Genomic DNA, 26381 nt, shown 5'->3' on the forward strand with positions numbered 1-26381 from the left:
GCTGTTCAGGCCGGGACGATGGTGACGCTTTCCACATAGACCAGTTCGCAGGCGCCGGCCCCGGTGTCGTCGCGGGTCAGCGAGGTATTCCAGTGCCAGCCATCGGAACGGCTGGCGTCGACCAGGAAGCCTTCGATATGCACCACTTGTCCCGGGCGCACCTGTTCCAACTGCTGCTGCACATCCGTGTCGGCGGGAATCATGTGCATGTTCGCGCTGGACCTTTCGATCTCGCGCTGCGGTATCGGAAACGTCTTGACGCGCCAGTAATAGAAACGGCCCGACTGGCTGATGTCGATTTGGGCCAGCACGGCGCTGTCGGACATGCGGCCCCAGCCGAGCGCGAGGTCCAGCGGCACCAGTTTGCCGTCTCGGGCGCTTGAGTAATCCTTGCGGGAGAGCACGCGCGCGGTGACGTCGAAATGCGCCCGCGTCAGCAAGGTGACTCCGTCGCGCTGCAATATCGCGCCATGCGCCAGATTGACCTGTTGCGGCACGTCGGCGGCCAGCACGCCCGGGCCGGTTGATACGGCCGTGTGTTGTCGCTGCGACAGTACGAGCAGCAGCGTCAGCAACAGCGCGGCGGCGATCAGCAGTTTGCGCATCGTCAGCGTGCCGCCGTCTTCCCGGCGGGCGGGTTGGCTGGTGACATCGGTGTGGCCGCAGTGTGCGCATCCAGCAGATCGGCAGGAAGGTTGCGCAGCACATCGGCCAGCCGCTGCAGGAACGCATCCATGGCCGAACTCTTGCGCCAGGCCATGGCAATGCGCCGGCTCGGCGGGGTCCCCTTGAACTCGATCAGGTGCAGGTTCTCCACCGGCGCCACCGGCGGCTTCACCGCGGTCACCGGCAGCAAGGTGATGCCGACGTTGGCCGCCACCATCTGCCGCAAGGTCTCCAGGCTGGTGGCGCGGAAACCCGAGTGCTCGCCAGCGCCGGCGAGATGACAGACCTCCAGCGCCTGGTCGCGCAGGCAGTGGCCATCCTCCAGCAACAGCAAGTTCTGGTGTGAGAGATCGGAGAGCTTGAGCTGCCCCTGCCTGTGCGCCAGCGGATGGGCTTCGGACACGGCCAGCAGGAACGGTTCCTCGAACAGGAATTCCTGATGCAGGCTGTCCTCGTGCAGCGGCAGGGCGAGAATGCCGGCATCGAGCTTGCCCTCGTGCAGCAGGCGCAGCACGGTCTCGGTCTTCTCCTCGACCAGCAGCAGCTCCAGCCGCGGGAAGGCCTTGCGCACCAGCGGCAGCACATGTGGCAGCAGGTAGGGGCCGAGGGTCGGGAAGATGCCCAGTCGCACCGTGCCGGATTCGGGATCCAGCGTGCGCCGGGCCACGCCGCGGATCTGCTCGATCTCGTTGAGCACGCCGCGTGCGCGGCTCGCGATGTCGCGACCCACGTCGGTCAGCAATACCTTGCGTGGCGCGCGCTCCACCAGCGGCACACCCAGTTCGTCTTCCAGCTTCTTGATCTGGGTGGACAGGGTGGGCTGGCTGACGAAGCAGGCATTGGCGGCACGCCCGAAATGACGGTGCTCGGCCAGGGCCACCAGGTATTGAAGATCGCGCAAATTCATCGGATATGCCGCCAAAATCATAGTCAGAAGCTATGATTTGGATGATAACAATCAGTTGGGGCAATGAACATCCGGTCATCAGACGGCATGCGACAGCCCACGAACCGCCCGTGCGTCGGCGTTTCCTTCCGCTTTCCCGCAGGCGCACGGGGCCCGCTCGGCTTCTGCAAACTCGTTTCCTGGCAACCGGCCGCGCCGGTGGGCCATGTCTTCTGGCACTGGGTCACAAGTCATGCCCGCTCTAGCGTGAAGGACTTCCCCAAGCCAGAGCACCTTAACCATGCGTCGACTCGTCCGCCCTCTAATGCTCACCGCTCTCGCCACCTGCTGTGGTGCAGCGTTCGCTGCCACCGCCGACCAGGCGCCGCAGGGCCGCCTGCCGGGCTGGGCGGTGCCGCAGTCGTACCAGTTGGCGTTCAAGGTCGATCCGGCGCAGCAGGATTTTTCCGGCACCACCACGATCAAGGTCAAGCTGAGCCAGGCGTCCGATCACCTGTGGCTGGATGGCGCCGAGTTGAAGGTGTCGAAGGTGACGATCACCGATGCGGCCGGCAAGGCGCATGCGGGCAAATACGTCAGCGTGGATCCCAAGGCCGGCGTGGTGCGGGTGGATTTCGGCAGCACGCTGAAGCCGCAGGACCTCACCGTGAAGTTCGAGTACACCGCGCCGCTGAACGCGCAGTTGCAGGGCTTGTACAAGGTCACCGCCAAAGGCCAGCCGTACGCGATGACCCAGATGGAACCGATCAGTGCGCGCTTTGCGTTCCCCAGCTTCGATGAGCCCGGCTTCAAGACTCCGTTCGACATCAGCATCACCGTGCCGGACAGCGAAAAGGTGGTCGCCAACACGCAGCAGGTGAAAGAGCAGGCCGCTGGGAAGGGCTGGAAGACGGTGACATTCGCGCAGACGCTGCCGCTGCCGACTTACCTGGTGGCGTTCGCGGTCGGCCCGTGGGACATCGTGGCCGGGCCGGACATCTCGCCCGATGCCTATCGGAGCAAGCCGTTGAAGCTGCGTGGCATCGCGGCCAAGGGCGAGGGTCATCGCATGGAACACGTGCTGGGCGAAACGCCGAGCATCATCCATGCGCTGGAAAACTATTACGGCTTCGGCTATCCGTTCGACAAGCTCGACCTGCTGGCCGCACCGGACTTCTCCGCCGGCGCCATGGAGAACGCCGGCCTGGTCACGTTCCGCGACTGGCTGCTGCTGATCGACAAGGACTCCCCGGCGAAGAACGTGCAGGGCTCGTTCAACGTCAATGCGCACGAACTGGCGCACCAGTGGACCGGCGACACGGTGACCACGGAATGGTGGAACGACATCTGGTTGAACGAGGCGTTTGCCACCTGGATGCAGCAAAAGGTCACCATGGAAGTGCACCCGGAATACCGGGCCGACCTTGACCGCGTGCGTGGCGCGCAGGGCGCGATGAACAGCGACAGCCTGGTCAGCGCCCGCAGCATCCGCCAGCCGATCACCGGCAACGGCGACATCATGACCGCGTTCGACGGCATCACCTACCAGAAGGGTGCCAGCGTGCTCGGCATGTTCGAGAACTACGTGGGCGAGAAAACCTTCCAGAAGGGCATGCGCGCGTATATCCAGCAGCACAAGTTCGGCAATGCCACGGCTATCGATCTGGTCGATTCCATCGCCACGGCCGCCGACAAGGGCGATGCGTTCAAGCATGCGTTCAAGAGCTTCCTCAACCAGTCCGGCGTGCCCTACGTGGCGACCAAACTGGAGCAGAAGGATGGCAAGACCGTGTTGCAGCTCAGCCAGAGCCGCTACCTGCCGGTCGGCAGCAGCGGCGATGCGCAGCGGATCTGGGGTGTGCCGGTATGCGTGCGTTACGGCACGGCCGGCGGCAGCAAGGTGGCCTGCGAAATGCTCGACAAAGCCACCGGTTCGATGACACTGGCAGACGCCAGCAAGCCGACCTGGGTGATGCCGAACGCGAATGCCAGTGGTTACTACCGCTTCAGTCTCGACAAGAGCGCGCTGGGCAGCCTGGCCACGCAGATCGGCAAGCTCAGCGACGCGGAGCAGCTGGCCTATGCCGACGCCGTGGGTGCCAGCTTCCGCCACGGCGAGCTGGACGCCGGTGACGTGATGATGGCGCTGCGCCCGCTGACCTCCTCGAAGGTTCGCGAGGTGGCCACTGCGCCACTGGGCCAGCTGAACTGGATCTATCGCCACGTGGCCAGCACCGACGCACAGCGTGAGCGGGTTGCCGCCTGGACCAAGGCCGCGTATCTGCCGAAACTCGAGCAGTTGGGTTACCAGCGAAAGGCCGGTGAATCGGAGGATGCCTCGCTGCTGCGCAGCACGCTGGCCGGAGCTCTGGCGTTCGACTACAAGGTTCCCGAAGTCCGCGCAGCACTGCTGAAGCAGGGTGAGGCGGCACTGAAACCGAAGGCGGATGGTCAGCTGGATCTGGCTGCCGCCGACCCGGACCTGCTCGGCGACGCCTTGGGCGTGGCGGTGCAGGAACACGGCAAGAGCGCGGTCGATGCGCTGATCGCCGAGTTGCCCAAGACCAGTGATCCTTCCTTGCGCAACGGCATTCTCGCCGGCCTTTCCCAGGTGGACGATCCGGCGTTGACCGAGCAGGTGCGCGACTTCGCCCTGACCAAGCCGGTCAAGGTCGGCGAAATGGGCATGTTGTTGATGGGCGGTCGTGACACCGCGACCCAGCGTGACGCGATGTGGAACTGGTTCACCGCGCACTACGCGCAGATCCTGGGTCGCACCGGCAGCTTCTCCGGTGGCCGCTTGCCGGCCCTGGCCGGAGCTGGCGGTTGCACCCCGGCGGAAGGCGATCGTCTGCAGGCGTTCTTCAAGGACCGCGCCAACGATGCGGCCGGTATCGCTCGCGGCCTGGCACAGACCAGTGAGTCGATCCAGCTGTGCAGCGCGTTGAAAGCGAAGCAGGATCCGACCAGCATTCTGCGCTGATCGAGGCCACAAACGCGCAGCCGGCACGGCAACGTGCCGGCTGCGTTTTTTTATGCGGCGCTGTTTCCGGTCGTATCGGCGGGCTCGGCAGGCAGGCAGCTTTCCATCCAGCCGGCGATGAAGGGCTCAAGCGCAACACGCGCCGGCAGTTTGATGCCCGCCTCGCGCACGAACGCGGCCGCCGACTGAACCAGCGATTGTCGGGACTGGCTGGAGGCCTGCCGAACCGCCGCCTGTTGCTGGCGCAATTGCACAATATGTGGCGAAGGCTGGCCGGGCTTGGCGAATTTCTGGTAACGCCGCAATGCGTCCGCGACCTGCTCGGTATCAAATGCCGCTTTCAGTACCGCCTTGCGCGCCTGCAGCAGTTGCATCAGATGGCGAGCCGCGGGGGACGGTCGAGTCTGGTCTCCATTGATCAGCAGCAGGCCGAGCAGCGAAGGTGGCCACGATGCCGGCACAGAGTTGCCCGCGACAAACTGTTCCAACTCCCTCAAAAAGCGGGTGTGGAGAAAGGGTTTCGGCGTGGTCATGGCAATTTGCGCTCGGAAAGCGGCGACGATACGTGCTTGAGCGGCCGGATGCCATGTGCGGTCCTTCGCGGCGGGTTTCATTCGTGGTCTGCGTTCACAACCGCCAGTGGTCAACGGCGATAAAATCCGGCTTCAGGCAAGGTCCGTATGACGCCATTCCAGCTGTACGGCACCGTTTCATTCCACATGTTCCATCGGCATCGCCTACAGGGGGTTTGATGATCGAGCTGGAAATCCAGGGTCTCTCGCAAAGTCGGGACGGCCTGCTCATCGAAGTGGGCCGTTTCATTCTGGCCAGTGGTTTCACCTTGCAGCGCCAGCGTCTGGTGCACGACCCGCACGGCATCTTGCTGACCATGGTGGTGCGCGGGCCATCGCGGAAGCAGCGTGCGCTGGAATCGGCACTGGAGAGCTACGACCGCTTCATCAGTTTCAACATCTCGCCGTTTGTCGAAGGAGAGTCGAAACCTCATTTTGCCGCGTCGGTGAAGCGCGCAACCTATCTGCCGCCGCCGGCACCGGAACCGATGAAAACAACGGTGCAACCGGTCACTGCCCCGGTCGCGGAGTCCACGATTTCATCCTCAGCGGAATCACTGACCACCGAGCCATTCACGACGGCGCCGATCGTTGCCCATCCGGCCGGGCCGGACGTGCTGCAAGTTGTTCCGCCAGCGGCTGTGGAGCCGGATTTCGAATTCATCCTGCCCACACCGAGCGCGCCGACGCCGCCACCGAGGGCGATGATCGAACCCCCTTCGTTCGTTGAGGTGGCGCCTTTGGAGCCTGATGAGACGGCTGTCGGGCAGGCGCTGCAATCACTGGAGCACGACTACCCGAAGATCCTGCCGAAGCTGCTCGCGCTCGGTGATTCGGTGCCCGAAGGTGCGCGCGAATCCTCGCTGGCCCTGGCTGGTCGACGAGTGGGCGGATGGCTGTTCAAGCGGGAATACGCACTGGACGATGGGCTGACCCTGGTCGATGCACTCGAGCGCATCGGCACGCCGGCATTGCGGGCGCTGGCGGAGGTCGATCAGCAAGGCGCGCAATTGCATTTGCCTGGCAGTCCGCTGTGCACGGAAGGACGCTCGGGCTGCAGCTTCTTCAGTGGATTCCTGGAGGGTTTGCTGGAGCCGGTGATCGCGCCGGCCAGTTTGTCGATCTTCCCGGTGTGTTGCCGCAGCTATGGCGCGGACGAATGCGTGCTGGCGGTTTCCGACTGACCGGCACGGTGATGTGATGTGTGAACCGTTCGCCAGATCGTGGGTGTCGCGGGCTTGCCGCCACGTCTCGTCGTCAATGGCTGGCCGGCAACTTGAAAATCGCGATGGCGTCTCCTGTCGGATACCCGAACAGGGAGTTTCCGCCAGCCGCGACGGCCACGTATTGCGCGCCGTCCACTTCATAGGTGATCGGTGGCGCGTTTACGCCGGCGCCCATATTGAAGTGCCATAGTTGCTGGCCGGATGCCGCGTCGACCGCGTCGAAGTTTCCATTGCCTTCGCCGAAGAACACCAGGTTTCCGGCGGTCGCCAGAGCGCCACCGACGAGCGGTTGCGGGGTGGGATGCTTCCAGGCGATCGCGCCGGTATCCACGTTCACGGCACTGAGCACGCCGTTCTGCACGCCGCCCTTGCTCATCTCGACATTGGTGTGCACGCTGCCTTCGCGAACTTGCCCGCGGACATACGCAACAGCAGATTCACCTTCCGTGGTGAAGTTCATCAGCAGATTCATGCCCAGAATGTAGACATTGCGCGTTTCCGGCGAGAAAGCCGGCGGCGACCATTCGGAACCGCCGAAAGCACCTGGCATGATCTCGACGCCTTTCTTGTCCGGCGGTGTGAACATGTTCTTGTTCATGAGCACGAACGGCGCTGATTTTCTGATGAGCTGACCCGTCGCGCGGTTCACGATGAAGAACCAGCCGACCTTCCCCGCCTCGCCCGCTGCGGGCACGGTCCGGCCGTCCTGCTTCACGTCAAACAGCATGACGTTGCTGGCCGCGTCGTAATCCCAGACATCATGCTTCACCTCCTGGTAGTGCCAGGCTATCTTTCCGGTTTTCGCGTCGAGAGCAATGATCGAGTCGGTATACAGGTTGTCGCCCTCGCGGGTTTTCCCGTAAAGAACCGGATTGGGATTGCCGGTGGAGAAGAACACCAGCCCGAGTTTCGTATCCACTGCCGGAGTGGTCCACACCTCACCCCCGCCATGTTTCCAGGTGTCGCCGGGGAACGACGCCTGGCCGGTGGCTTCCCAACGCCACAACTGCTTTCCCGCATCCGCGCTGTAGGCAGCGACGAAACCCCGTGTCGGCCACTCGCCCCCGGAACTTCCGATGATCAGCTCGTGGTTGTACACCTGCGGCGCCATCGTCTCGCTGTAGCCTTCCTTTGCGTCCGCGAAGGTTTTTTGCCATTGCAATGCCCCGTTCTTCGCATTCAGCGAGACCAGCTGGTTGTCGATGGTCACGAGGTACACGTTGCCATAGGCCACTGCGACGCCACGATTGACCGGACCGCAACACGTCTGGTTGAAGCCGATGGGCAGGGTTGTCTGCCAATAGAGCTCGCCCGTCGCGGCATTCAGGGCCATGATCTCCATCTGCTGGTTGACCACACCGGTCGTCACGTACATGACGCCGTGGACCACCACCGGGGTCATTTCGAAGCTCGTATCGGAGAACCCGGTCTGGACGATGGCGGCGGGCACGAGGCCACCCACGTTGCGACTGTTGATCTGTGTGAGCGTCGAATAACGCTGGTTTCCGTAATCATGCCCGTGTGCCAGCCAGTCCGAACTGTCTGCCGCGCTGTCCTTCAGCATCTGGTCGTTGACCGACACGGCCACCGAGGCGGGAACGCCGGGGCCCGTGGTCATCTGGGTGCTCGCGACCCTGCTGGCCTCTTCCGGCACGGTGGCATGCGTGACAGACGACTTCGGGTAAGGCAGCAGCTGCAGCTCGGCCATCGACTGGGCGGTGAGGTCGCGGGAACCTTCGGGGTATCCGTTCTGCGCCAGGATGTAGGCAAACACGTCGGCAGATTGCTGCGGGGTGAGGCTGCCAGGCTTGTTGAGCGGCATCTGGGTGGAGATGATCTTGAACAGCGCCGCCGCGGACATCTTCGCCGTGTCCAGTGACGTGGCGAAATTCGACCCCGCCAGCGCAGGCCCCACTTTTCCCTGCAGCGCCGCTCCGTGGCACAGCGCACATTCCCCGGCGTACACGGTAGCGCCGCGCGACGCTTGAGTGCTTGTGTAGTCACCTGTCTGTGCTGCCGCTGCAGAGGCTGGAACCGCCAGGGCGATGAGCAACGAGAGAATCGTGCCGCACTTCAACGCTTGCCCACGTACATGCCACATTTTTCCATCCTCCAGAGTGCTGCCAAGGCGACTTCCGTTCGGTGTGGGTGATGGCTTTGGACAGTGCTTCCCTTGCGGCCATGTGCGGCACCCGCGATATGCCGCGGGCTGGCTTGGCCTATATCAGGTGCTTGATCGTTTTCTTGTGAATGGAGAGGGCGCCAGCCAGAGAACATCCACATCGGTTCAGGGTGAGGTCTGGTGCGTCGCACTGGAAGCATCGACGCGTTGTCGGATGAAACGCACGCTGTCGTCCAGCGCACTCGACTTGCCACGGAACGGGCGTGACAGCGACAGCAATATCGCTACATGACCGATGTCCGGGTACATCTTCACCTCGACCGGTTCGCCTTCGCGTTGCAGGGCCGCTGCCAGCGATGTTGCATTGCGTGGCCACACCACCTTGTCGCCGGTGCCCTGCATCAGAAGCATCGGGGGTTCGTCGCCATCGACGTAATGCACCGGTTGCGAGCGCAATTGTTCGGCATGGGTGCTGCCGAACATGTCGATGAAGTCCGCGTCGGTCAACGGCAGGAAATCGTACGGCCCGGCCAGGCCGATGAAACCATCGAGCTGTCGCGGCTGCATGCCCACGGCGGCGAGCCAGTGGGCGTCAGTGGCCAGCAGGGCGCCGATGTGGGCGCCGGCCGAATGGCCCATCAGGAACATGCTGGCGGGGTCGCCGCCATAGTCGGTGGCGTGCGCACGGGTCCACGCCACGGCGTGCGCTGCGTCCTGCATGAAGCCGTCCAGTCGGACCTTGGGCCACAGGCGGTAGTCGGGAATCACCACCACCAGGCCGCGTTGCGCCAGCGCCTCGCCGACCCAGCGGTACCACGGTCGCTTGCCGGACTTCCAGCTGCCACCGTAGAAGAACACCACCACCGGTGCATGGCGTGCGTCGCGCGGGCGGTAGACATCCAGTGCCAGCTTTTGTGTCGGGTCGTAGATCACGTCGCGCTGTATCACCACGTCCGGCGTCCCCGCGGTAGCGTTGAGGCTGCGGAACAGCGTGGCCTGGCAACCACCGAGCAGGCCGCTGCCGAGCAGCAATAGCAGTGTGGCAAGCAGATTGCGGCGAGGGGCGTGAGGTGTCGTGCCGGGCATTTGCAGGGGCATGCGTTTTCCTGTGCGTTTGGGGAGGCAGGGTTCAACCCCTTTGTCATGCGTGCTGCGTTGCATGGAAGTGGGCCCGGCTGCACATAGGTACGTGCAACGGACGCCAGAGGATGCAGGTCGCCATGTATGCCTGCTGTGTTCCACCTACACTGTGCCGGCCAGCAGGCACACAGGGAGAGATGCATGCGACATCGTTTGCCGGGATTGTCGGGATGGGTTTGGTTTGCCGTGCTGTGGCTGTTGCTGGCGGCGCCATTGGCGGCGCAGGACATTCCCCCGGCATTGCGCGACTGGCAGGGCTGGGTGTTGCATGACATGCCTCAGCACGACTGTCCGTTTCTCGCCAGCCAGGCGCCGGGAACCGGCAGTTGGCAATGCGCGTGGCCGGGTCGTCTGACGCTCGACACGGACAGCCACGGCGCCCGCTTCCACCTGGACGTGCATGTCGACGCGCCGAGCTGGGTGGCTCTGCCCGGCGACGTCAGAAGCTGGCCGCAACAGGTCATGCTGGACAAGCAGCCGGCCACGGTTTTGCAGCGCAATGGTCAACCCGTGGTATGGCTGACGTCAGGCGACTATTCCCTGAGCGGCATCCTGCCGTGGGCTTCGCGCCCGGCCCGCCTGCGCGTGCCACAGGCGATTGGCCTGGTCACGTTGAACGTTGACGGCGTGGCGGTGAACCGCATCGAGCGCCATGGCGAACAGCTGACCTTGGGCGAAGCCGCCGCCGCACAGCGTGCAGCCGATGCGCTGTCGCTGCGCGTCTATCGCCGGCTGGAAGATGGCCTGCCGGCGGTGCCGCCGCAACTGCCGTCCGCGAAGCCGGAGCCGCCGCATGTCTGATGTACGCCGGATGCTGATCGAAGCCACCGAACGCCTGGGCGAACGGCTGGATGCCGAGCTGCTGTTGCTGCAGGTGGTGCAACAACCGCGAAGCTGGCTGTTCACCCATGCCGACGACGAGCTGTCGATGGACGTCCAGATGGCTTTTTCAAGACTTGTCGAACGGCGCGTTTCCGGTGAGCCGGTGGCCTATATCGTCGGCACGCGCGGTTTCTGGACGATGGATCTGGAAGTGACGCCAGCCACCTTGATTCCGCGCCCGGAAACCGAGTTGCTGGTCGAGCTGGCCTTGCAGCGACTGCCTGTCGGCGCGGCGGTGCGGGTCGCTGATCTGGGGACCGGCAGCGGCGCAGTCGCGCTGGCGATCGCCAGCGAGCGGCCACAGGCTCAGGTGGTTGCCAGCGATGCCAGCGTCGCGGCGCTGGAGGTGGCGCGACGCAATGCGCAACGGCACGGCCTCGGCAATGTCACGTTCCTGCATGGGGACTGGCTGGCGCCGCTGGCGGGCCGGCGGTTCGAACTGATCGTGTCCAACCCGCCTTACATCGAAGCGGACGATCCCCATCTGCTGCAGGGTGACCTGCGCTTCGAGCCGGCCAACGCGCTGGCCTCGGGTGGGGATGGGCTGGACGACCTCCGCCGCATCATCGCCGACGCGACCGCCTGTCTGGAAAGCGGTGGCTGGCTGCTGTTCGAACACGGCTGGAATCAGGGCGACGCCGTGCGTGACTTGCTGGAAGTGGCGGGCTACCGCGACGTGTTCACCACGAAGGATCTCGAACAACGCGACCGCGTTTCCGGCGGACGCGTGTAGGCAAGTACCCTGCGCGCGGCGCCTTTCACGCCATGCCGCAAACCGTCGCACAGAGGCCGCGGTGCAATCAGCTGGCGTTGGCGACGACCGCTGCCAGTTGCGGAAAGCGTGCGTGAATCGCGTGCCGAATGCCCGGCAGATCCAGGCCCGCCATGGTCAGTACTTCTTCGCGACTGCCGTGTTCCAGGTAGATGTCCGGCAGGCCCAGATGCAGGATCGGCTGGGTGATGCCATGCGCGGAAAGACATTCGGCCACGGCGGAACCGGCGCCGCCGGCGATCGCGTTGTCTTCCAGCGTGACAAAGGCATCGTGGGTCTTGGCCAGTTCCACGATCATCGCCTCGTCCAGCGGCTTCACGAAGCGCATGTTGACCAGGGTGGCGTCGAGTTCGGCGGCGATCGTGGTGGCGGCGGGCAGCATCGCGCCGAAGCTGAGCAGGGCCAGCCCGTGGCCGCGGCGACGAAGGTCCGCCTTGCCGATCGGCAAGGTGTCGAGCTGCTCGCTGAGCGCGACACCGGGGCCGGTACCGCGCGGGTAGCGGACCGCGGCGGGGCCGGCGTACTGGAAGCCGGTGGAAAGCATCATGCGGCATTCGTTTTCGTCGGCCGGCGCCATGATCACGAAGTTCGGCAGGCAGCGCAGGAACGACAGGTCGAAACTGCCCGAGTGGGTGGCACCATCGGGGCCGACCACACCGGCCCGGTCGATCGCGAAGGTGACGTCGAGGTTCTGCAAGGCCACGTCGTGGATGGCCTGGTCGTAGGCGCGCTGCAGGAACGTCGAGTAGATCGCCACCACCGGCTTGGCACCCTCGCAAGCCATGCCGGCAGCCAGCGTCACCGCGTGCTGTTCGGCAATTGCCACGTCAAAATAGCGATCGGCGTATTCCCGGGAGAACCGCACCAGGCCGGAGCCCTCGCGCATCGCCGGGGTGATCGCCAGCAGCCGCGGGTCAGCCGCGGCCTGGTCGCACAACCAGTTGCCGAAGATGTCGGTGTAGGTCGGCTTGGCGGGCTTGTTCTTCTTGACCAGGCCCGCTTCCGGATCGAACGGGCCCACTGCGTGGTACTCGATCTGGGCCTGTTCGGCCGGCGCGTAGCCTTTGCCCTTGGTGGTGATCACATGCAGCAGTTGCGGGCCGGGCAGGTTCTTCACCGTGCGCAGCGCCTGCAGCAATTGCGGGATGTTGTGGCCGTCGATCGGGCCGGTGTAATGGAAGCCCAGCTCCTCGAACAGCGTCGAAGGCACGAACATGCCCTTGGCATGTTCTTCCCAGCGCTTGAACCAGCGGCCGACGAACGACTGCTTCGGGATCGCGCGCTTGGCCCGTTCGCGCAACTGGTTCAGGCGGCGGCTGGCCATCGCGCGCGCCATCATCTTGGTCATCGCGCCGACGTTCTCGCTGATCGACATGCCGTTGTCGTTGAACACCACCAGCATGTCCGGCTCGACGTCACCGCCGTGGTTCAGCGCCTCGAACGCCATGCCGGCGGTCATCGCGCCGTCGCCGATCACCGCCACCACCTTGCGATGGTCGCCGGCGTGCTGGGCGGCAATCGCCATGCCCAGTGCGGCGGAGATCGAGGTCGACGAATGGCCGACGCCGAAGGTGTCGAATTCGCTTTCCTCGCGCCGCGGAAACGGCGCCAGTCCGTCCTTCTTCTTGATCGAGGTGATCCGATCGCGGCGGCCGGTGAGGATCTTGTGCGGGTAGCACTGATGGCCAACGTCCCAGACCAGGCGGTCGCGCGGGGTATCGAACACGTGGTGCAGGGCCACGGTGAGCTCGACCACGCCCAGCCCTGCGCCGAAGTGACCGCCCGAACTTGCGACCGACTGAATCAGGTACTGACGCAGTTCGTCAGCCACGGCCGGCAATTCGTCATCCGGTACGCGGCGCAGGTCGGAGGGCGCTTCGATGGCCGCCAGGTGGGGGTAGCTGGAAAGATCGTTCATCTGCGTATTGTTGGCCCAGCGGCGGGACGGGGCAAGGGCGGCAGGGAAAACCGGGGTCTGGCTCGTTCAGGCTTGCACGCTGCCTAGACACTCGGAGCGCAACGCTCCGCGAAGTCCCAGTGAGGCTGAACCATGAAACCTTCGATCTTCCGCCGTTTTGCAGAGGCCACTGCGCAGGGCGCGGGAAAGCCGGCAGCCTTCTTGCTCGCCGCGGCCGTGGTGGTGGTATGGGCCGGCAGCGGTCCGATGTTCCATTTCGGTGATACCTGGCAGCTGGTGATCAACACGGGAACCACCATCGTCACCTTCCTGATGGTGTTCCTGATCCAGAACAGCCAGAACCGCGACACCGCCTCGTTGCAGATCAAGCTCAACGAATTGATCCGTGCCACCCACGCCAACAACGCCCTGCTCAATCTCGATGATCTGGACGAAGATGCCCTGGAACGCATTCGTGGTTACTACGCCACCATGGCAAAAACCAGGGGTGACGAGCTGGGCAAGCTTGAAAGCGTGCTGCGTGAGTTGCGTGAATGTGGGGAGGAGAGGCAGGAAAAGGAAGCCGCCGCCGAGTCGTCCGATAGCCGCAAAGCTGTGGACGGCAAGCGGCCCGCCTGACGGGCCTGGCTCAAGCGGCAATAGGGCGCCGGTCGCGTGGCAGTCGGCTGACCAGGAATTCCATCTGGTCGGCCAGGATATTGCGGTTGGACAGGATCAGGTGCTCGACCCAGCTGGGCCGGTAAGGCACCGCCAGCAGGGGCATGTTGGCCTGTTGCGGGGTGCGGTTGCTCTTCTTCAGGTTGCAGGCGAGGCAGGCACTGACCACGTTTTCCCATTCGTCCTTGCCGTGCCGCGAAATCGGCAGCACATGGTCGCGGGTCAGGTCAGCGCGGGTGAAGTGCTCGCCGCAGTACAGGCAGATATGCCGGTCACGGGCGAACAGCGCGACGTTGGTGAGTGCGGGTGCCGGATCGATGGCGTACTCGCGGCAGTGGCCGGTGCTGGCGATGATCGGGTGCAGCTGCAACAGGCTTTGCGCCCCGAGCAGGCGATTGTGGCCGCCATGGACGGTGAGGCAGGGATCGCCGAGTGTCCAGGCCACCGCATCCCGGACATACAGGCAAACCGCGTCCTGCCAGCTGATCCAGTCGAGGATGCGGCCGGTAGCGTCCAGCGACAATACGCGGGTCGCGTTGATATCGGCGCGACTTGGCACTTCCATCAGCATGTAAATCGTCCTTCAGCCAGGGGCGTCGAAAGATCGTTCAGGCAATGCATGGTGCTTGTCCTTGACCAGCATAGAACAATTTCGTTGCAATCCGCATGCTTGCCGCGCTTCCGGCGGTGTCGACAGACAGTCGCCGACGCGCTGGGGCGCTGTTATGATCGGCAGTCAACACAGACCCGACGCCGGGTTTGGTAGGGGCGCTTGGTGGTGACCCGGCACGGCGATGGGCAAGGGTGAACAACGTGGCTGAAGTTCTGTTCTACGAGAATCCGGTACCGCTGAACCGTACCGCACACAAAGATCTGCGCATGAAGGTCGTGCCGAACGTGAAGTTCGCCATGAATGCCCATTCCGTGCCGCTGACCGGGGTCGAGTTCGGCCTCGCCGCGCGCGACATGCTGATCGTGTTTGCCGGCAACAGCGTTGCCGACGCCGGCCCGGTTGCCCTGCTGGGCCTGCGCCAGAACGAAAACCTGTATGTCGACGCCGAAGGTCACTGGGCGCCGAACACCTACGTTCCCGCTTTCGTGCGCCGCTACCCGTTCGTGCTGGCTGAAAAGCCGGAAGGCCAGGAAGGCGATGACTTCACCGTGTTCCTCGACGAGAAATACGAAGGCTTCAACACCAGCGAAGGCGAGCGTCTGTTCAAGGAAGACGGCACCGACACCGAACTGCTGACCAATGCCGTGGGCTTCCTGGGCGACTTCCAGCAGAACGTGGCGCGTACGCGCTGGTTCATGGAACAGCTCAACAAGCATGACCTGCTTGAGCCGCGCAACGTGCAGTTGCAAAAGCAGGGCAAGGACGGCGAGCAGGGCAAGTCGATCAACCTCAATGGCCTGTTCGTGGTCAACGAGGAAAAGCTGCGTGCGCTGGACGAGAAGACCACCCAGGAATTCCTGCGCGAAGGCGTGCTCGGCTGGGTCTATGCCCACCTGCTGTCGCTGACCAACATCGATCGTCTTGCGCAGCGCCTCGATGTGCGTGAGCAGGCCGAGGAAGCGGCAGGCAAATCCACCAACTGATCGTTCCGTTCAGTTTGGCAGATACGAAGAAGCCGCCTCCGGGCGGCTTCTTCGTATCTGCTTTCAGCTCACCGGTTTGGCCAGGCGCAACAGATCGGGCGCGTAACCGGCACTTTCATACAGCGCCCGCGCGCGCTGATTGCCGGGGAACACGGCCAGCGTCACCAGCTGGCACTGATGCCGGGCCGCCCAGGCCTCGGCGTGCGCCAGCAGCAGCCTGCCCACGCCGCGCCGCTCGTGCGAGGCGGCGACCGCGATGTCCGAGACGTGGCAGTTGCTGCGTCCGGTGAAGAAGTCGGTGGTGCGCTGCAGGTGGATGAAACCGGCGCGCTCGCCATCGGCGTCTTCGGCCACGAACAGGTAGCTGTTCGGCGGCTGGTCGTCCAGATGCCGCAGCAGGTCATCGCGTATGCCCTGGAGGCATTCATGTCGACGACGCCACGGCGGCAGTGCAAAGTCCACGAATCGTGGCACCTGGGCGAGAATGAAGTCGTCGTCTTCCTCTTCGGCAAGACGGATCAGCAGGGCAGGGTCGGTCATGGACATGGGTCACGGTCAGCAGGACCCTGTCGTTTCTACACCTTGCCTTGCTACCTTGGTAGTCCCGGGTGGCACGGGTATATCTTGCAGTCACACCTTGCCATGAGTCGCATCCGCTGTGGCCGAATCATCGAACTCATCCATACAGGGACATGCTTCATGTCGACCACCCGCCGGATCCACATCCAGTCAGCTGCCGATGCGGCGCTTGCGCAGGGCCTGCGCGACATCCAGGGTGATCTGAAGCTGCCGACCGCCTTTCCGCCCGAGGTCGAGGCGGCGGCGGTTGCCGCGGCGGCCCATCCGCGCTGGCCGGAGCTGGATCGCAGCGAGATCGCCCTGGTCACGATCGACCCGGTCGGCTCGATGGATCTGGACCAGGCGATGTACGTCGAGCGTACCGATGGCGGCTATCGGGTGTATTACGCCATTGCCGATGTCGCCGCGTTCGTCAGTGCCGGCGATCCGATCGACCTGGAGGCACATCGCCGTGGCGAGACGCTGTACGGCGCCGAGACGAAGATTCCGCTGCACCCCAAGGCTTTGTCCGAGGACGCCGCCTCGTTGCTGCCGGATCAGCTGCGCCCGGCGCTGTTGTGGACGATCGACCTGGACCGCACCGGCGAGGGCATTGCCGTGGACGTGCGGCGCGCCAAGGTGCGCAGTCGCGCCAGACTCGACTACGAAGGCGTGCAGAAGATCATCGATGCGGGCAAGGCCGATCCGATGTGGGCCGTGCTGCGCGAGATCGGCGAGCTTCGGCGCCAGCGCGAGTTTTCCCGTGGCGGGGTGAGCCTGCCGCTGCCGGAACAGGAGATCAGCGTGGCGGATGGCCAGTGGAAGCTGGCTTTCCGCGCACGCTTGCCGCTGGAAGACTGGAACGAACAGATCTCGCTGCTCACCGGCATGGCCGCGGCGTACCTGATGGTGCAGGCGAAGGTGGGCATTCTGCGTACGCTGCCGCCGCCCGATCCGCACTCGATCGAGCGGCTGCGTGCCACGGCGCGGGCGCTGGCCATCGACTGGCCAGCGGGGCTGGATTATCCCGGTTTCATCCGCACGCTGGATCCCACCAACGACGTGCATGTGGCCATGCTTACCGCCTGTACCGCCGTGTTGCGCGGGGCGGGTTATGCGGTATTCAACGGCTCCTTGCCCGAGCAACCGCTGCACTCGGCGCTGGCGGCGGAATATGCCCACGCCACCGCGCCACTGCGCCGTCTGGTCGATCGTTACACCGGCGAGATCTGCGTCGCCTTGTGCGCGAAGCAGCCGGTACCCGAATGGGCGCTGGCGGCCCTGCCGGACCTGCCCGCCACCATGCAGGTGTCCGGTCGTCGCGCCGGCCAGTATGAAAGCGCGGTGCTCAACCTGGCCGAAGCCGTGGTGCTGGCGCCGCGCGTGGGCGAGGTGTTCCGGGGGGCAATTGTCGAGGTGGCGCACGATGATCCGCGCAAGGGTACGGTGGTGGTGCGCGAGCCGGCGGTCGAGGCCAGCGTTTCCGCTGCTGCCGCCCTGCCGCTCGGTGCCGATGTCACGGTGAAGCTGGTCGAGGCGGATCCGGTCAAGCGGATCACGCGGTTCGAGCAGATCAACGCCTGAGCGCGGCGCCGCCGGTCAGGGCGAGGGCTTTCGAATGGCCTGGGAGAAGTCATCGCCAGGCTGCGCATGTCTGGCCCGCTCGGTGATACGGCTGCGCTCACGCAGGACATCGACGGGTACGCTGCGGTCCACTGCGCCCACCTTGCGCAGGTATTCCGGCAGGTAGCCGGTGAGCAGCAGGCGGATGTCCCACGGCAGGCCGGGTTCGATCTGCCGGGTCATGTGGTAGACGATCGTGGTGCAGTTGGAGGTGATCGTGTTGTAGAACGCCGGCGTCGCCGCCAGCTTGTTGGCGGCGCGCACATAGGACAGGAACAGCGCGCGCATCGCGGGCTTGTCCATCTGCAACGGATACAGATAGTCATCCTCGCCACGCACGTTGGTGCGCACGCGAATGATGTCGCGCTCGTCGGCTGCCACCAGGGCCGTCTCGAACTGCTTGAAGAAGCCGCCGATCGGTGAGTATTGCTCGCCGCGCTCGCGGCGGATCTCCACCGAGAAGGCCAGGTGACGACCGTCGTCAAAACCGAACGAGATCATCGCGTGGGCAATCGCCTTGCTGCCCCAGTACGACAGCACGGCATCGGCCGTGGCGAGATGGTCGAGATCGTAATGACGGGTTTCCCAGCGTGCGTCGTAGTCGTCGTCGCTGCGCCAGGTGAAGTCACGCACATTGTCCAGAATGACCTGGTTGCCCTCGATGTGGCCGGTCAGCGGGCGGGAGACATCATCGGCCCAGTCGCGCAGATTGGAGGGCGCGATGCTGCTCCACCACCCCAGCAGCAACGCATACATCGCCACATAGGCTCCCAGCGGAAGCCAGCTGCGCCGCCCGATCGCCACGGCGGCGAGTGCGATCACGACCAGCGACCAGATCACGCTGCCCAGGACTTTCACCAGGGTGCCGCCCGGCAACTGGTACCACAGTGCCAGCGCACCCCACGCCCCCGAGCACAGCATGACCAGGGCGGCCAGCCCGGCCAGCACCATGCGTCCGATCATCTTGAAATTCTGCGTCACGTGTTTCCCTGCGCGGCGGTTCAAGGCGTCAGCGTGGGGCTTTGGCCGGGACAAGGCAATCCGCGTGCGGGTCATGACTACAATGCCGCAATGAGCGAACGGATTCCCTTCCCGGTGTCGGCGCGAACCCGCAACAAGGCGATGCGCTGGAGCCTGCTGGCCGGGGTGCTGTGCCTCAACGCCTGTGCGATGGTCGGGGTGAGTCAGGTCAAGCCGCACGATTACGCCAACGAACGACGTGCTGACGTCATCGGCGCCGGCCGCCTGAGTGACCGCACGGTGCAGGCGCTGAATGTGGTGGCGTTGACCACCGACACGTGCCAGCGCGAATTCACCGCCTGCACGGACACGGTTGCGCGCTCGGCCGGACTGGACGACGAGCAGCGGCTTTCGGCGCTTTCCGAGTTGTGGCTGGGCAAGGCCTTGGGCACCGATCGGGCGAAGGACAAGACGCCGATGGAGGCGGTGACGCTGGACGCGTATCTGCAGTCCGCGCGTTATGCCTACGCCTACCTGTTCTACACCGGCCGTCCGCTGGCCGAACGCGCTTTCGATCTGCGCCAGATGCAGGTGATCGGGTTTTACAATTACGCCGTGCAGCGCGCCGTCAGCCGGTTTTTCGAAGCCTTGCCGCAGCTGGGTGCGTCATGGACGCAGACCGAGCTGGCCGGATGGACGGTAGAGCGGCCGCAGACCGACCTGCATCTGGCCGATGGGGCGCGCGTGCCGGCCGAACTCATTCCGGCTGCCGGCCTGCGTTTTCATGGGGTGCGGAACGTCTACCGGCGCGATGGCTTCGGTTCGGACTTCATCGCGGTGGCGCCGCCCGAGGCGACCGGCCACGACGTGCCGTGGCGCGACCCCGAATACGTGTCGATGACCGGCGCACTGCTGTTCAACGGTGACACGCTGGCCGATGTGCTGGCGACGAAACAGGTGAGGCTGCTGGTGCGCGATCCGTACCGTGATGACACCATCACGATCGGCGGCCGCACCGTTCCGCTGGGCGCCAACTTCACCGCGGCCTATGGCGTGTGGCTGGCTCGCTCGGGTTTTGCCAGCCAGTCGATTCGTTCGCTGCTGGGCCGCGAAGGTGGTATCCAGACCCCGCGCGTGCTGCTGATGCAGCCGTACGATCCGGATCGCCTGGTGGTGGTGATGTTGCACGGCCTGGCCAGCAGTCCCGAAGCTTGGATCAACGTTGCCAACGAGGTGATGGGTGACGAGGAGCTGCGCCACAATTACCAGGTGTGGGAGGTCTACTACCCCACCAACGCGCCGGTCGCGGTCAACCTCGCCAACATCCGCAAGGCCCTCGACGCCACGCTGCATCACTACGATCCGTCCGGCAAGGCGCGGGCATCACACAACATGACGCTGATCGGACACAGCATGGGCGGCGTCATCGCGCGGTTGCTGGTGTCCTCCAGCGGCGACAAGCTGTGGAGCCTGATTCCGCTGCGCGCGAACCTGTCGTCGGCGAAGCGCGCCCGCTTCCGCCAACGGCTGAGCCGCTATCTGCAATTCACCCCGATGCCGCAGGTGAATCGCGCCGTCTTCCTGGCCTCGCCGCATCGCGGTACGCCCTACGCGCAACACCGGCTCGCCCGCTGGATCGGCAACCTGATCCGACTGCCCGTCGGCGTACTGAAGGAAATGGCCAGTCTCACCGAACTGGCCAAGAGCGACGGCGATGAAGGCAACAACGCCCCGTTGCTGCGCATTCCCAACAGCATCGACAACCTCAGCGACACCGACCCGTTCATCGTCGCCGCCGCCGATCTGCCGATCTCGCCGCGCGTGCATTACCACACCATCGTCGGGGTCTACAAAGAAGACGGCCCGCTTGCCGAGAGCAGCGACGGCGTGGTGCCGTACCAAAGCGCGCATCTGGCCGGCGCCGATTCCGAGCTGGCCATTCCGTCCTGGCACAGCGTGCAGGAGACGCCTGCGGCGATCCTGGAATTGCGCCGGATCCTGCGCCTGCAACTGGCGGCGGCTGCTGATTCCGCACCGTAATGGTCAGCAGGCAGGAGTGGCCAACGCGCCGGTGTGGCACCTGCCTCCCTCACCATGCTGTCGGGGGAGGGAGGCAGGCGGGATGTCAATGCACACCGAAACATGCCGGGGCCGGCGAAGGCAGGTAGCTGGTTGCGCCGACGCGGCGGCAGTGCGCCATCAGGCCGGCTTCGGCACACCGGGCCTGCTGCCAGTCCTCACGGGTGAACGCGAAGCTGTCGACCCTGCAGCCGCGCAGTTCGGCCTCGATCGCGCGCACGCGGCAATAGTCGAGATAGCAGTCGACTTCGTCGGCCAGTTGCGGCCAGGCGGCGTCGATCAGGATCGCGTCGTCGAGCCGGCCGACCAGCGGTGCGCTGGCGGGAATCAGCGCGTGATCACTGTGCGCGTAGTCGACCACCATGTGTGCAGGCCCCGCCGCGGCGCTATCCGGCTGCCAGACGGTGTCGGCCATCATCCGGTCCACCGTGGCGACCAGCCGCAGGCGTTGCTCGATGACTTCCGGACGCCGGTGGCCGGCTGAGCCGTCGATCAGCTCACGTGACGCCGTGGCCAACTGGTCGCTGTCGAGCGGGAAGTGGTGCAATTGCGCCAGCAATTCATTGAAATGGGCCAGCGCCAGGACCTCGGGCAGAAACCCGCCGATGAAGTGGCGACGGGCGGGACGGTCCAGCTGGGTCCACGAGGGCGACTGCAGGGCGGGCGAGAGGGGTTGCAGGCTGGCAATCTGGGTGTTCATGGCGGATCCTCCGTTATTGACGCCGCGGGATGCGGCGCAGCCACAGAATCCAACGCAGGGCGGTTGGGAGTCATGAGGGAAATGCACGGCTTGCATGAGCGAACGCTGAGGTTTATGTGATCGCCTGAGGGCTTTCCGATGGACCAGACCGGATCGGGCGTGCGCAGCAGGGGTGCTGCACCTTTTCGATTTGACACGATCGTGGTCGACCCGGCCGCGCACAGCCTGTTGCGGGCGGGGGTTTCCCAGCCGCTGGAGCCCAAGGCCTTCGCTGTGCTGCTGGTACTGCTGCAGCACTCCGGCGAGCTGGTCGGTCGTGACGACCTGCTCGACCAGGTCTGGGGTCACCGCCATGTCACCCCCGGCGTGCTGACCCGGGCGATCGCGCAACTGCGCCATGCACTGGATGACGACTCCCAGCAGCCGCGCTATATCCAGACCCATCATGCGCTGGGTTACAGCTTCATCGGCCACCTGGGCGGCGAGGAAGGCGTCCCGGTGCAGGCAGGAGGGGATGACCAGCCGGAGTCAGCGATCACCGACCTGCCGCTCGCCGTCGACGATTCGGCTATGCCGGCACGCCTGGATCCGTCCGACCCCGCGCCTGAGCGCGCGCCGGAACAGGAGCACGCTGGCGCGGATGTGGTCCTGCCGGTCGTCGATCCGCGTCCGGCACGTCGCCGGCGACGGTGGCTGGCGCTGGCGGCATGGCTGTTGCTGATCAGCCTGGCCGCCGCGTGGTTTCTGTGGAATCGGATCCCGGTGTCGCCGCGGCCGATCGCCGCGTCGATCGCGGTGATGCCCTTTACCAGCCTCAGCAGCCAACGCAGCGACGACTACTTCGCCGAAGGGTTGGCCGAGGAGATGCGCGATGCGCTGGCGGGAGTGAAAGGCCTGCGGGTGGCCGCATTCAGCGCGTCGTCAACGGGCACCGGGTACTCCGATGTCAAGGCGCTGGGCGCGCGCCTGGGTGTGGCGACCGTGCTGGATGCCAGCGTTCGCCGGGAAGGTTCACGCGTACGCATCACCGCCCACCTGTCCGACACGTCGACGGGGTTCACCCTGTGGAGCCATACCTACGATCGCGAGCTCTCCGACGTATTCGCCACCCAGAGCGAGATTGCCAACGAGGTGGTGCACGCGCTGTTGGGAGTCATGCCCGGCGAAAGCAACCTGTTGGCGAAGCGTCTGACGCCCACCCATAACGCGGCCGCCTTCGATGTCTATCTGCAAGGTTTGCAGATGCTGCATCAGACCAGCCGTCCCGACAGCACCGACAAGGCGATCGAACGGTTCGGTCAGGCGTTGAAAGAGGACAGCGGGTTCGCACGGGCACAGGCGGGCATCTGCCGTGCCGAGATCTGGCGCTTCGAAAGCAAGCACAGCGCGGAGGCGTTCAAGAACGCCCAGCTTGCGTGCCAGCGGGCGGTCGAGATGGACCCGGCATTGGCCGAGGTGGATCTGGCACTGGGCGACCTGTACCGGGCCAGCGGGGACTCCGGGCGCGCGTTGCAGCACTATCGCAGCAGCGCGCGGTCGCCGGCGCTGCAGATCCGTGCGCATATCGGCGAGGCGCAGGTGTACGCCGCGATGGGTCGGCATGATCTGGCCTATGCGCAATTTCAGCAGGCCTTGCAGCTTGGTCCCGACGATCCCGCCCTGCTCGCTCAGATCGGCTACCAGCAGTACCTCGATGGCGATGTGACGCATGCCGTTGCTTCCTACCGTCAGGCCGTGGGCCTGCAGCCGGGGGATGCCAACCTCTGGGGCACTCTGGGCGCGCTGTACATGGAGCTCGGCGACAACGCCGCGGCAGTGCAGGCATTGCAGCACTCGATCGGAATCGCGCCTGCGGCCGCCACCTTGACCAATCTGGGCTCCCTCAGATATCAGGCAGGCGACTACGCCGCGGCGGTCGATCTGCAGCGTCAGGCGACGGCGCTGGATCCGCAGGATTTCATGACCTGGGGCAATCTGGGCGAGGCCTTGCACGCCGACTCGGCCGCGAGTCCCGCCGATGTGCACAAGGCCTATGAGCAAGCGGCGGTGCGTGCCGAAAGCTATCTGCGGGTCAAGCCGGATGATGCCCGTGCGGTGGCTTCGCTGGGGCTCTATCGAATCATGCTGGGCGACGCGAGCAGCGCCCGAAAGCTGGTGAAACGTGCCGAGTCGTTGTCCGGCCAGCCCGGTGAAGTGGCGCTGCTGAATGCGGAAACGCTGGCTCTGCTGGGCGATGTCGGCGCGGCGCGCGAGCGGTTGGCGAGCGCCCGTGCGGCGGGCATGGCCGAGACCCTGATCGCAAGCAATCTTGTCTTCCGTCGCCTGGGCCTGCTTTCTCCGGTGAAAGCCGCAGAGCGCGGCTCCGGCACGGAATCACCCGTCCCTGGCGCGAGCAAGGGACACCCACCTGGAGGATGACATGGCCAAAAAGCCCAGTGAGCAGTCCGTCGACGAGCGCGGGCAGGAAGCTGTCACTTACTGCTTCGACCTCGACGATATCCAGAGCATCAACATCATGGCCGTGGCCATGGCTGTCGTCGTGCCGAAGCCACCGCCGCGATTTGCCGTGAAGATCGTGGTGGTGCCGAAGCCGCCGCCGGCGTAATCCGTGAGGGTGCTCAGGGGCGGCCCTCGTTGCCTCGACGAGGGCCGGCAGTCGCACCGGCTTTCATTCCCGCTCGGCGCTCGCGAGAGCACCGACGCGCGGGCATGCCATGCCTGAGTGCCCGTCAATGGCTCAGTTCGCCACCACCGGCAGCGCGATGTAACTGGCTTCATCGGGTGCGTGATACACCCGCTGCGTGGCCTTTTGATAATCCGTCGGCTTGGCCTGGAAGATGTTCGGCACGAAGGTCTGCGGGTTGCGGTCGTACAGCGGGAACCAGCTCGATTGCACCTGCACCATGATGCGGTGGCCTGGCCGGAACACGTGGTTGGCTGCGGGCAGAGCGAAGCGGTAGGACAGCGGCTGGTTGGCGGCGATCGGCTTCGCCTCGGCAAAGCCTTCGCGGTAGCGGCCGCGGAAGATGTCCATCGCCACCGCCAGTTGATAGCCCCCCATCTCGGGCTCATACGCGACCTGATCAGGGTAGACGTCGATCAGCTTGACCACCCAGTCGCTGTCTGTGCCGCTGGTGGAGGCAATCAGATTCACTTCCGGCGCGCCGCTGATGGTGATCGGCGCGGTGAGCACATCGCTGACATAACTGACCACATCGGTGCGACCGGAGGCCTCGCGCTGGTCGTCGACCAGCCACTGTGGCCAGGTGAGGGTGTCGTAGCCGATCGGCTGGATCGGGCGGGCGCGGAACGGCACCGGGTGGGCCGGGTCGGAAACGTATTCGTCATAACCGGCACCGGCGGCTGGCGCGGTGAAGCCGAGCTTGTTGCCGGCTTCCAGATAGAGCGGGCGGCTCTTCGTGGCGCAGCCTTCGGCGCAGGCGAGCGGCCAGCGATCCAGTCGCTGCCACTGGTTGCTGCCGGTCTGGTAGGCCGTCACGGGAGCGACATCGGCCTTCGGTGCGCCGTCCTTCAGGTATTGCGCCAGATACGGACGCAGGATCTTTTCGCGGAAGTATTTCGAGGTGTCACTGCCGAAACGCAACGCGCCCAGCGAGCTGCCTTCCTTGATCTCCTGGCCGTGGTTCCACGGACCCATCACCAGCTTGACCATGTTGCCGCTGCTGTCTTTCGGCTTGATCGCGCGATAGACGGCCAACGCGCCGTAGATGTCCTCCTGGTCCCACAGGCTGTGCACCAGCATCACCGGCACCTTCAGCGGCTGTCTGGCGAGCAGCTTGTCGACCGCCTGGTCGCTCCAGAAGCTGTCGTAGGCCGGATGCGCCAGCACCTTGTTCCAGAAGGGGAGCTGGCGCATGCCGTAGGCGTCGGCCAGCGCACCGGCCGAGCCGTAATGCATGAACAGGTCGTACTCGTCGTGGTAGTTGGTCCACCACTTGATCGCGTTGTCGCGGCTGGCGGTCTGCTCGTACATGTAGGCCATGTTCTGCTGGCGGAACGCACCGTGGTGGAACCAGTCGTCGCCCATCCAGCCATCGACCATCGGGTTCATCGGCACCGACACCTTCAACGCCGGATGCGGGTTGAACAATGCGATCAACGGTTCGAAGCCGTCGTACGAGATGCCCAGCGTGCCGACCTTGCCGTTGGACTCGGGGATGTTCTTCACCAGCCAGTCGATGCTGTCGTACGTGTCGGTGGCGTCATCCACCGGGGTGGGATTCAGCGGACCGTGCAGCGGCCGGTTCATCACGTAGTCGCCTTCGGAGCCGTACTTGCCGCGCACGTCCTGCACCACGCGGATGTAACCGTCCTCGACGATGATGTCGGCGACGTTGTCGTAACCCTGCAGCGCTGACTCAAGGTGGCCGCTCATGCTGAGGTGGGTCAGTGCATTCGCGTCGTACGGCGTGCGGGTCAACAGGATGCCGGCGTGATGGGCACCTTTCGGAATCAGGATGACGGTGTGCAGCTTCACCCCGTCGCGCATCGGGATCATCACCTCGCGCCGCTCGTAATCGAAGCTGGCGGTGGCGGGGACGAACTTCGCCGGCGTTTCACTGGGGTAGTCCGGGTATTTGGCCTGTGGTGCATCAGCGGCTTGCAGCATGCCTGCCGCAGTCAGCAGCACGGCAAACAGCAGGGGGCGGATGCCCGGAATGAACCGGCTCGAAGTCATGGGGGTCCCCTTGGTCTGTGTCGGTCCAGAGTAGACCGGTTGCCCCATCGCGCGCGACTGCGGGGTTTGGCAAGCCTGTTGCTTGAGTCACCGCATGAGCGACCTTGCCTACGACATCAGTTATCTGCTCGACACCGACGCGGCCATCGCCGAGGCGCCCGTGCTGCGCGTGGCCAAGGCACCGCCGCCGGCTGCACGAAGCCCTTCGGGCGTGGCGATGGCCCAACAGGCGCTGGCGCGCGAGTTGCTGGAAGTGGCCACGTTGCACGAAGACTGGATCAGGCAGTACCAGCGCATGTATGGCGCAGAGAGCGAGGGCCTCTGAGCGGCTTGGCGCGGCGG

22 protein-coding genes are annotated in these 26381 nt (G+C 64.9%); 11 read left to right on the forward strand and 11 right to left on the reverse strand.

Going from position 1 to position 26381, the window contains the following annotated elements:
* Positions 1 to 5: 5 nt before the first annotated feature.
* Together ACVWWQ_RS09210 and ACVWWQ_RS09215 are read right to left on the reverse strand one after the other, a co-directional pair.
* A complete protein-coding gene (locus ACVWWQ_RS09210) occupies positions 6 to 605 on the reverse strand; it encodes a hypothetical protein (RefSeq protein ID WP_133947912.1) in 600 nt (199 codons plus the stop codon).
* 2 nt (positions 606 to 607) lie between these two features.
* Entirely contained in the window at positions 608 to 1573 is a 966-nt protein-coding gene (locus tag ACVWWQ_RS09215) for a LysR substrate-binding domain-containing protein (RefSeq protein ID WP_133947910.1), read from the reverse strand.
* A 280-nt stretch (positions 1574 to 1853) separates the two neighbouring features.
* Here ACVWWQ_RS09215 and ACVWWQ_RS09220 point away from each other — a divergent pair, with 280 nt between their 5' ends.
* Positions 1854 to 4535 carry a M1 family metallopeptidase gene (locus tag ACVWWQ_RS09220; protein ID WP_133947908.1) on the forward strand — a complete coding sequence of 894 codons (2682 nt, stop codon included), beginning with the start codon at positions 1854 to 1856 and terminating at the stop codon, positions 4533 to 4535.
* A gap of 50 nt (positions 4536 to 4585) precedes the next feature.
* On the opposite strand, the gene ACVWWQ_RS09225 is transcribed toward ACVWWQ_RS09220, so the two are convergent.
* Complete coding sequence (locus tag ACVWWQ_RS09225; RefSeq protein WP_457383367.1) at positions 4586 to 5149, reverse strand: hypothetical protein; 564 nt, start codon at positions 5147 to 5149, stop codon at positions 4586 to 4588.
* A gap of 137 nt (positions 5150 to 5286) precedes the next feature.
* On the opposite strand from ACVWWQ_RS09225, the gene ACVWWQ_RS09230 reads away from it, so the two are divergent.
* Positions 5287 to 6291, forward strand: a complete 1005-nt coding sequence (locus ACVWWQ_RS09230; RefSeq protein WP_133947906.1) for a hypothetical protein — start codon at positions 5287 to 5289, stop codon at positions 6289 to 6291.
* A 73-nt stretch (positions 6292 to 6364) separates the two neighbouring features.
* Here the strand turns inward: ACVWWQ_RS09230 and ACVWWQ_RS09235 are convergent, their stop codons facing one another.
* Together ACVWWQ_RS09235 and ACVWWQ_RS09240 are read right to left on the reverse strand one after the other, a co-directional pair.
* Positions 6365 to 8386, reverse strand: a complete 2022-nt coding sequence (locus tag ACVWWQ_RS09235) for an outer membrane protein assembly factor BamB family protein (protein WP_166669703.1) — start codon at positions 8384 to 8386, stop codon at positions 6365 to 6367.
* Between the two features lie 234 nt (positions 8387 to 8620).
* Positions 8621 to 9541, reverse strand: a complete 921-nt coding sequence (locus tag ACVWWQ_RS09240; protein WP_133949299.1) for an alpha/beta hydrolase — start codon at positions 9539 to 9541, stop codon at positions 8621 to 8623.
* Positions 9542 to 9736: 195 nt separating this feature from the next.
* Here ACVWWQ_RS09240 and ACVWWQ_RS09245 point away from each other — a divergent pair, with 195 nt between their 5' ends.
* Entirely contained in the window at positions 9737 to 10396 is a 660-nt protein-coding gene (locus tag ACVWWQ_RS09245; protein WP_457383368.1) for a hypothetical protein, read from the forward strand.
* Positions 10389 to 11210 carry a peptide chain release factor N(5)-glutamine methyltransferase gene (gene prmC, locus ACVWWQ_RS09250; RefSeq protein WP_133947902.1) on the forward strand — a complete coding sequence of 274 codons (822 nt, stop codon included), beginning with the start codon at positions 10389 to 10391 and terminating at the stop codon, positions 11208 to 11210. The genes ACVWWQ_RS09245 and prmC overlap by 8 nt, the downstream gene beginning before the upstream one ends.
* A gap of 67 nt (positions 11211 to 11277) precedes the next feature.
* On the opposite strand, the gene dxs is transcribed toward prmC, so the two are convergent.
* Complete coding sequence (gene dxs, locus ACVWWQ_RS09255) at positions 11278 to 13167, reverse strand: 1-deoxy-D-xylulose-5-phosphate synthase (RefSeq protein WP_133947893.1); 1890 nt, start codon at positions 13165 to 13167, stop codon at positions 11278 to 11280.
* Positions 13168 to 13299: 132 nt separating this feature from the next.
* On the opposite strand from dxs, the gene ACVWWQ_RS09260 reads away from it, so the two are divergent.
* Entirely contained in the window at positions 13300 to 13785 is a 486-nt protein-coding gene (locus ACVWWQ_RS09260) for a low affinity iron permease family protein (RefSeq protein WP_133947891.1), read from the forward strand.
* Positions 13786 to 13795: 10 nt separating this feature from the next.
* On the opposite strand, the gene ACVWWQ_RS09265 is transcribed toward ACVWWQ_RS09260, so the two are convergent.
* Positions 13796 to 14395 (reverse strand): HNH endonuclease, encoded by a 600-nt coding sequence (locus ACVWWQ_RS09265; protein ID WP_133947889.1) that lies wholly within the window; start codon positions 14393 to 14395, stop codon positions 13796 to 13798.
* A 242-nt stretch (positions 14396 to 14637) separates the two neighbouring features.
* On the opposite strand from ACVWWQ_RS09265, the gene ACVWWQ_RS09270 reads away from it, so the two are divergent.
* Complete coding sequence (locus ACVWWQ_RS09270) at positions 14638 to 15420, forward strand: SapC family protein (protein WP_457383369.1); 783 nt, start codon at positions 14638 to 14640, stop codon at positions 15418 to 15420.
* A 63-nt stretch (positions 15421 to 15483) separates the two neighbouring features.
* Here the strand turns inward: ACVWWQ_RS09270 and ACVWWQ_RS09275 are convergent, their stop codons facing one another.
* Entirely contained in the window at positions 15484 to 15960 is a 477-nt protein-coding gene (locus tag ACVWWQ_RS09275; RefSeq protein WP_133947885.1) for a GNAT family N-acetyltransferase, read from the reverse strand.
* 159 nt (positions 15961 to 16119) lie between these two features.
* Here ACVWWQ_RS09275 and ACVWWQ_RS09280 point away from each other — a divergent pair, with 159 nt between their 5' ends.
* Entirely contained in the window at positions 16120 to 17562 is a 1443-nt protein-coding gene (locus tag ACVWWQ_RS09280; protein WP_133947883.1) for an RNB domain-containing ribonuclease, read from the forward strand.
* Positions 17563 to 17577: 15 nt separating this feature from the next.
* On the opposite strand, the gene ACVWWQ_RS09285 is transcribed toward ACVWWQ_RS09280, so the two are convergent.
* Positions 17578 to 18582: an Lnb N-terminal periplasmic domain-containing protein gene (locus tag ACVWWQ_RS09285; RefSeq protein WP_457383370.1), complete on the reverse strand. Its 1005-nt coding sequence runs from the start codon at positions 18580 to 18582 to the stop codon at positions 17578 to 17580.
* A gap of 90 nt (positions 18583 to 18672) precedes the next feature.
* Here ACVWWQ_RS09285 and ACVWWQ_RS09290 point away from each other — a divergent pair, with 90 nt between their 5' ends.
* A complete protein-coding gene (locus ACVWWQ_RS09290) occupies positions 18673 to 20601 on the forward strand; it encodes an alpha/beta fold hydrolase (RefSeq protein WP_166669702.1) in 1929 nt (642 codons plus the stop codon).
* A gap of 85 nt (positions 20602 to 20686) precedes the next feature.
* On the opposite strand, the gene ACVWWQ_RS09295 is transcribed toward ACVWWQ_RS09290, so the two are convergent.
* Complete coding sequence (locus tag ACVWWQ_RS09295) at positions 20687 to 21340, reverse strand: hypothetical protein (RefSeq protein ID WP_133947881.1); 654 nt, start codon at positions 21338 to 21340, stop codon at positions 20687 to 20689.
* Between the two features lie 138 nt (positions 21341 to 21478).
* Here ACVWWQ_RS09295 and ACVWWQ_RS09300 point away from each other — a divergent pair, with 138 nt between their 5' ends.
* Together ACVWWQ_RS09300 and ACVWWQ_RS09305 are read left to right on the forward strand one after the other, a co-directional pair.
* Positions 21479 to 23758, forward strand: a complete 2280-nt coding sequence (locus tag ACVWWQ_RS09300; RefSeq protein WP_133947879.1) for a winged helix-turn-helix domain-containing protein — start codon at positions 21479 to 21481, stop codon at positions 23756 to 23758.
* A 1-nt stretch (position 23759) separates the two neighbouring features.
* Positions 23760 to 23945, forward strand: a complete 186-nt coding sequence (locus ACVWWQ_RS09305; protein WP_099654639.1) for a hypothetical protein — start codon at positions 23760 to 23762, stop codon at positions 23943 to 23945.
* A 132-nt stretch (positions 23946 to 24077) separates the two neighbouring features.
* Here the strand turns inward: ACVWWQ_RS09305 and ACVWWQ_RS09310 are convergent, their stop codons facing one another.
* On the reverse strand, positions 24078 to 26012 hold the full coding sequence (locus ACVWWQ_RS09310; RefSeq protein WP_457383411.1) for a CocE/NonD family hydrolase: 1935 nt from the start codon (positions 26010 to 26012) through the stop codon (positions 24078 to 24080).
* 121 nt (positions 26013 to 26133) lie between these two features.
* Here ACVWWQ_RS09310 and ACVWWQ_RS09315 point away from each other — a divergent pair, with 121 nt between their 5' ends.
* Positions 26134 to 26364, forward strand: coding sequence for a hypothetical protein (locus ACVWWQ_RS09315; protein ID WP_099654641.1), 231 nt, complete (start codon positions 26134 to 26136; stop codon positions 26362 to 26364).
* Positions 26365 to 26381 lie beyond the last annotated feature (17 nt).

The organism is Rhodanobacter sp. TND4EL1, assembly GCF_054061035.1.

Bases quoted from the DNA above. Each gene is read 5' to 3' on its own strand.
- dxs (WP_133947893.1), bottom strand. From the start codon at position 13,167: ATGAACGATCTTTCCAGCTACCCCCACCTGGCGGCCATCGAAGCGCCC.
- ACVWWQ_RS09265 (WP_133947889.1), bottom strand. From the start codon at position 14,395: ATGCTGATGGAAGTGCCAAGTCGCGCCGATATCAACGCGACCCGCGTA.
- ACVWWQ_RS09275 (WP_133947885.1), bottom strand. From the start codon at position 15,960: ATGACCGACCCTGCCCTGCTGATCCGTCTTGCCGAAGAGGAAGACGAC.
- ACVWWQ_RS09295 (WP_133947881.1), bottom strand. From the start codon at position 21,340: ATGAACACCCAGATTGCCAGCCTGCAACCCCTCTCGCCCGCCCTGCAG.
- ACVWWQ_RS09210 (WP_133947912.1), bottom strand. From the start codon at position 605: ATGCGCAAACTGCTGATCGCCGCCGCGCTGTTGCTGACGCTGCTGCTC.
- prmC (WP_133947902.1), top strand. From the start codon at position 10,389: ATGTCTGATGTACGCCGGATGCTGATCGAAGCCACCGAACGCCTGGGC.
- ACVWWQ_RS09220 (WP_133947908.1), top strand. From the start codon at position 1,854: ATGCGTCGACTCGTCCGCCCTCTAATGCTCACCGCTCTCGCCACCTGC.
- ACVWWQ_RS09240 (WP_133949299.1), bottom strand. From the start codon at position 9,541: ATGCCCGGCACGACACCTCACGCCCCTCGCCGCAATCTGCTTGCCACA.
- ACVWWQ_RS09305 (WP_099654639.1), top strand. From the start codon at position 23,760: ATGGCCAAAAAGCCCAGTGAGCAGTCCGTCGACGAGCGCGGGCAGGAA.
- ACVWWQ_RS09260 (WP_133947891.1), top strand. From the start codon at position 13,300: ATGAAACCTTCGATCTTCCGCCGTTTTGCAGAGGCCACTGCGCAGGGC.
- ACVWWQ_RS09230 (WP_133947906.1), top strand. From the start codon at position 5,287: ATGATCGAGCTGGAAATCCAGGGTCTCTCGCAAAGTCGGGACGGCCTG.
- ACVWWQ_RS09300 (WP_133947879.1), top strand. From the start codon at position 21,479: ATGGACCAGACCGGATCGGGCGTGCGCAGCAGGGGTGCTGCACCTTTT.
- ACVWWQ_RS09215 (WP_133947910.1), bottom strand. From the start codon at position 1,573: ATGAATTTGCGCGATCTTCAATACCTGGTGGCCCTGGCCGAGCACCGT.
- ACVWWQ_RS09280 (WP_133947883.1), top strand. From the start codon at position 16,120: ATGTCGACCACCCGCCGGATCCACATCCAGTCAGCTGCCGATGCGGCG.
- ACVWWQ_RS09245 (WP_457383368.1), top strand. From the start codon at position 9,737: ATGCGACATCGTTTGCCGGGATTGTCGGGATGGGTTTGGTTTGCCGTG.
- ACVWWQ_RS09225 (WP_457383367.1), bottom strand. From the start codon at position 5,149: ATGAAACCCGCCGCGAAGGACCGCACATGGCATCCGGCCGCTCAAGCA.
- ACVWWQ_RS09290 (WP_166669702.1), top strand. From the start codon at position 18,673: ATGAGCGAACGGATTCCCTTCCCGGTGTCGGCGCGAACCCGCAACAAG.
- ACVWWQ_RS09315 (WP_099654641.1), top strand. From the start codon at position 26,134: ATGAGCGACCTTGCCTACGACATCAGTTATCTGCTCGACACCGACGCG.